The 3,414-nt window shown below is 50.0% G+C and carries 8 protein-coding genes; 4 read left to right on the top strand and 4 right to left on the bottom strand.

The window, feature by feature from the left end; translation table 11 throughout:
- The 3 genes from LC653_RS48365 to LC653_RS48355 all read right to left on the bottom strand — a co-directional run.
- A partial coding sequence (locus tag LC653_RS48365; protein WP_504828446.1) for an AAA family ATPase occupies positions 1-220 on the bottom strand: 220 nt, incomplete at its 3' end.
- 356 nt (positions 221-576) lie between these two features.
- Positions 577-945, bottom strand: coding sequence for an HVO_A0114 family putative DNA-binding protein (locus LC653_RS48360; RefSeq protein WP_004444360.1), 369 nt, complete (start codon positions 943-945; stop codon positions 577-579).
- Entirely contained in the window at positions 942-1,082 is a 141-nt protein-coding gene (locus LC653_RS48355; protein WP_504828445.1) for a toxin-antitoxin system TumE family protein, read from the bottom strand. Before LC653_RS48355 ends, LC653_RS48360 begins: the two co-directional genes overlap by 4 nt.
- Between LC653_RS48355 and LC653_RS48350 the strand changes: the two genes are divergently transcribed.
- The gene (locus LC653_RS48350) at positions 1,020-1,397 is read left to right on the top strand and encodes a hypothetical protein (protein ID WP_229501737.1); all 378 of its coding nucleotides are present in this window, start codon (positions 1,020-1,022) and stop codon (positions 1,395-1,397) included. The two genes, LC653_RS48355 and LC653_RS48350, sit on opposite strands and share 63 nt — an antisense overlap.
- A 620-nt stretch (positions 1,398-2,017) precedes the next feature.
- Here LC653_RS48350 and LC653_RS48345 read toward each other — a convergent pair.
- Positions 2,018-2,395 carry a hypothetical protein gene (locus LC653_RS48345; RefSeq protein ID WP_229501737.1) on the bottom strand — a complete coding sequence of 126 codons (378 nt, stop codon included), beginning with the start codon at positions 2,393-2,395 and terminating at the stop codon, positions 2,018-2,020.
- Between LC653_RS48345 and LC653_RS48340 the strand changes: the two genes are divergently transcribed.
- The 3 genes from LC653_RS48340 to LC653_RS48330 all read left to right on the top strand — a co-directional run.
- Positions 2,333-2,473 (top strand): toxin-antitoxin system TumE family protein, encoded by a 141-nt coding sequence (locus LC653_RS48340; RefSeq protein WP_504828445.1) that lies wholly within the window; start codon positions 2,333-2,335, stop codon positions 2,471-2,473. The two genes, LC653_RS48345 and LC653_RS48340, sit on opposite strands and share 63 nt — an antisense overlap.
- The gene (locus tag LC653_RS48335; RefSeq protein ID WP_004444360.1) at positions 2,470-2,838 is read left to right on the top strand and encodes an HVO_A0114 family putative DNA-binding protein; all 369 of its coding nucleotides are present in this window, start codon (positions 2,470-2,472) and stop codon (positions 2,836-2,838) included. The genes LC653_RS48340 and LC653_RS48335 overlap by 4 nt, the downstream gene beginning before the upstream one ends.
- Before the next feature lie 302 nt (positions 2,839-3,140).
- Positions 3,141-3,414, top strand: a 274-nt coding sequence (locus tag LC653_RS48330; RefSeq protein WP_504828444.1) for an AAA family ATPase, incomplete at its 3' end; no start/stop codon positions are given.

Genomic DNA, 3,414 nt, shown 5'->3' with positions numbered 1-3,414 from the left:
AGCCGAGCCGAGTAGCAGGAACTGGCCGGTGCGCCGTCCGGCGGCGATTGCGATCGATCAAGCCCCGCAGAGTCTGGAACACGTTAGGCAGACGATGAACTTCGTCGAGGATGACGAGTTTGTCACCATGACTTGCAAGATAGAGCGCCGGTTCCGATAGTTTGGCGCGGTCCGCTTCTGATTCTAGATCAAGATAGATCGAGGACCGGGTTTCTCCAATATTGAGTGCAAGTATTGTTGCCGACTTGGCGGGGGCCCAACAATGTAATCGCAGGACTTAAGTCCACGAAATGTCGGAGTTCGGTTTCAATTCTTCGCTCAATCGTCCTTGCATTCATGGAGTTTTATTCGTAATTGCAAAGATAAAACTGGATCGCGTTAGGAACCTGGCTGCTCGACGGCTTCGCCGCGACGCGTTGGGCACTTGCGGACATTTCGTAAGACGCGACTAATCGACCGCGTTGGAACGATCCTACGGCATGGGCGAAAGCTCGCCTCCTACGGAAACCCTCGCCGTCGACATCTTGAGGGCCTCGATCATATTGACCCGGCGGTGGTTTGCGTTGCGGTCCCTGATCAGGCTGCCGCTCTGAGGTCGAAATTCGCGTGGATGACTTCGTAGGGTACGTGAACCTTTCCGTCTTCGGTTTGTTCGAATATACCCCAGTCCGACAATGCGGACACGTCCTCGTGGACACGCTTAACGTCACGTTCGACGGATCGGGCAAGTCCGCGTATGCTCGATGGACCGATCTTCTGAAGATGTTCAATCAATTCCCACCTTTTGGGGGTGATGACAGAAAAAAGCTGTGCGGGCGACGAAAAGGTGAAGACTGCCACGGGCTCTGAGGGATTGCCTGAACGCATGGCGTTCGTTGCCCTTTCAAAAACCTCATTGAGGGCAGCTTCGCTGTCTGCTCTGATTTGAATCAAGGCTTCTCTCATGGCTTCTTCCTCCTCTTGATTATCTCCTTCCGAAAGTCGGACAGGAGGGCATCGGGCGTTTTGAACATGTAAGGATGCTCGTCGCCGTCAAGATGACAATGATCGCCTTTGCCGCGTTCGTTGTCGAAACCGACGATGCGCCGACCATCCTTGCCAAAAAACAGTCGATAGTTGAAGAGGTGCGTGCTACCGGTTCCCGCACGTTCCACACGACAATCGCACCATCTGGCAAAACAGTTTTCGAACATTCCACAAGTACCGCGGCAATCATGTTGTCGTTTACGCCATCACAACACGCTGTTGTCAAGGATGCCAACGCAGCTTCGAGGTTGATTTGGCAGCAGGTTCCAGGATGTTTATGCTTGGAATATTTTACTGATTTATCTTCTTTAAATACATATATTATTATTTTTATACTTGATGAAAGGAATGAATTACCAGCATTGACATAAGTGAACGATCGCGGCGCGCTATTGGTTTGAGGCAGGGGAGTGTCGGTCGTAAACATATAATTTGTGTAGGAGTGGCGCTAAAACATATAAATAGTGTAAGCAGACCGTTGCTGTGAAAGGTGGGGAGTTTGATTGGCGGATTTTGCTTGTTGTACGGGCGGGCAATTTGAACTGCCTGCAACCAAGTGATTTTTATAGGTTTTTGCATGAAGGATGATTATTTATTGGTGGAGCAGAGAGGGAATCTGATTATGAAGTGGACTGAAAAGGCGATGAAAATTGGTGGCGATCAATCGTAATAACAATATCATGATATTGTTATTACGATTGATCGCCACCAATTTTCATCGCCTTTTCAGTCCACTTCATAATCAGATTCCCTCTCTGCTCCACCAATAAATAATCATCCTTCATGCAAAAACCTATAAAAATCACTTGGTTGCAGGCAGTTCAAATTGCCCGCCCGTACAACAAGCAAAATCCGCCAATCAAACTCCCCACCTTTCACAGCAACGGTCTGCTTACACTATTTATATGTTTTAGCGCCACTCCTACACAAATTATATGTTTACGACCGACACTCCCCTGCCTCAAACCAATAGCGCGCCGCGATCGTTCACTTATGTCAATGCTGGTAATTCATTCCTTTCATCAAGTATAAAAATAATAATATATGTATTTAAAGAAGATAAATCAGTAAAATATTCCAAGCATAAACATCCTGGAACCTGCTGCCAAATCAACCTCGAAGCTGCGTTGGCATCCTTGACAACAGCGTGTTGTGATGGCGTAAACGACAACATGATTGCCGCGGTACTTGTGGAATGTTCGAAAACTGTTTTGCCAGATGGTGCGATTGTCGTGTGGAACGTGCGGGAACCGGTAGCACGCACCTCTTCAACTATCGACTGTTTTTTGGCAAGGATGGTCGGCGCATCGTCGGTTTCGACAACGAACGCGGCAAAGGCGATCATTGTCATCTTGACGGCGACGAGCATCCTTACATGTTCAAAACGCCCGATGCCCTCCTGTCCGACTTTCGGAAGGAGATAATCAAGAGGAGGAAGAAGCCATGAGAGAAGCCTTGATTCAAATCAGAGCAGACAGCGAAGCTGCCCTCAATGAGGTTTTTGAAAGGGCAACGAACGCCATGCGTTCAGGCAATCCCTCAGAGCCCGTGGCAGTCTTCACCTTTTCGTCGCCCGCACAGCTTTTTTCTGTCATCACCCCCAAAAGGTGGGAATTGATTGAACATCTTCAGAAGATCGGTCCATCGAGCATACGCGGACTTGCCCGATCCGTCGAACGTGACGTTAAGCGTGTCCACGAGGACGTGTCCGCATTGTCGGACTGGGGTATATTCGAACAAACCGAAGACGGAAAGGTTCACGTACCCTACGAAGTCATCCACGCGAATTTCGACCTCAGAGCGGCAGCCTGATCAGGGACCGCAACGCAAACCACCGCCGGGTCAATATGATCGAGGCCCTCAAGATGTCGACGGCGAGGGTTTCCGTAGGAGGCGAGCTTTCGCCCATGCCGTAGGATCGTTCCAACGCGGTCGATTAGTCGCGTCTTACGAAATGTCCGCAAGTGCCCAACGCGTCGCGGCGAAGCCGTCGAGCAGCCAGGTTCCTAACGCGATCCAGTTTTATCTTTGCAATTACGAATAAAACTCCATGAATGCAAGGACGATTGAGCGAAGAATTGAAACCGAACTCCGACATTTCGTGGACTTAAGTCCTGCGATTACATTGTTGGGCCCCCGCCAAGTCGGCAACAATACTTGCACTCAATATTGGAGAAACCCGGTCCTCGATCTATCTTGATCTAGAATCAGAAGCGGACCGCGCCAAACTATCGGAACCGGCGCTCTATCTTGCAAGTCATGGTGACAAACTCGTCATCCTCGACGAAGTTCATCGTCTGCCTAACGTGTTCCAGACTCTGCGGGGCTTGATCGATCGCAATCGCCGCCGGACGGCGCACCGGCCAGTTCCTGCTACTCGGCTCGGCT

Origin of the sequence: Nostoc mirabile CHAB5784, assembly GCF_020829645.1 — a bacterium.
GTDB classification, from domain to species: domain Bacteria; phylum Cyanobacteriota; class Cyanobacteriia; order Cyanobacteriales; family Nostocaceae; genus Nostoc; species Nostoc mirabile.
This window is presented reverse-complemented; position numbering and strand designations above follow the sequence as displayed.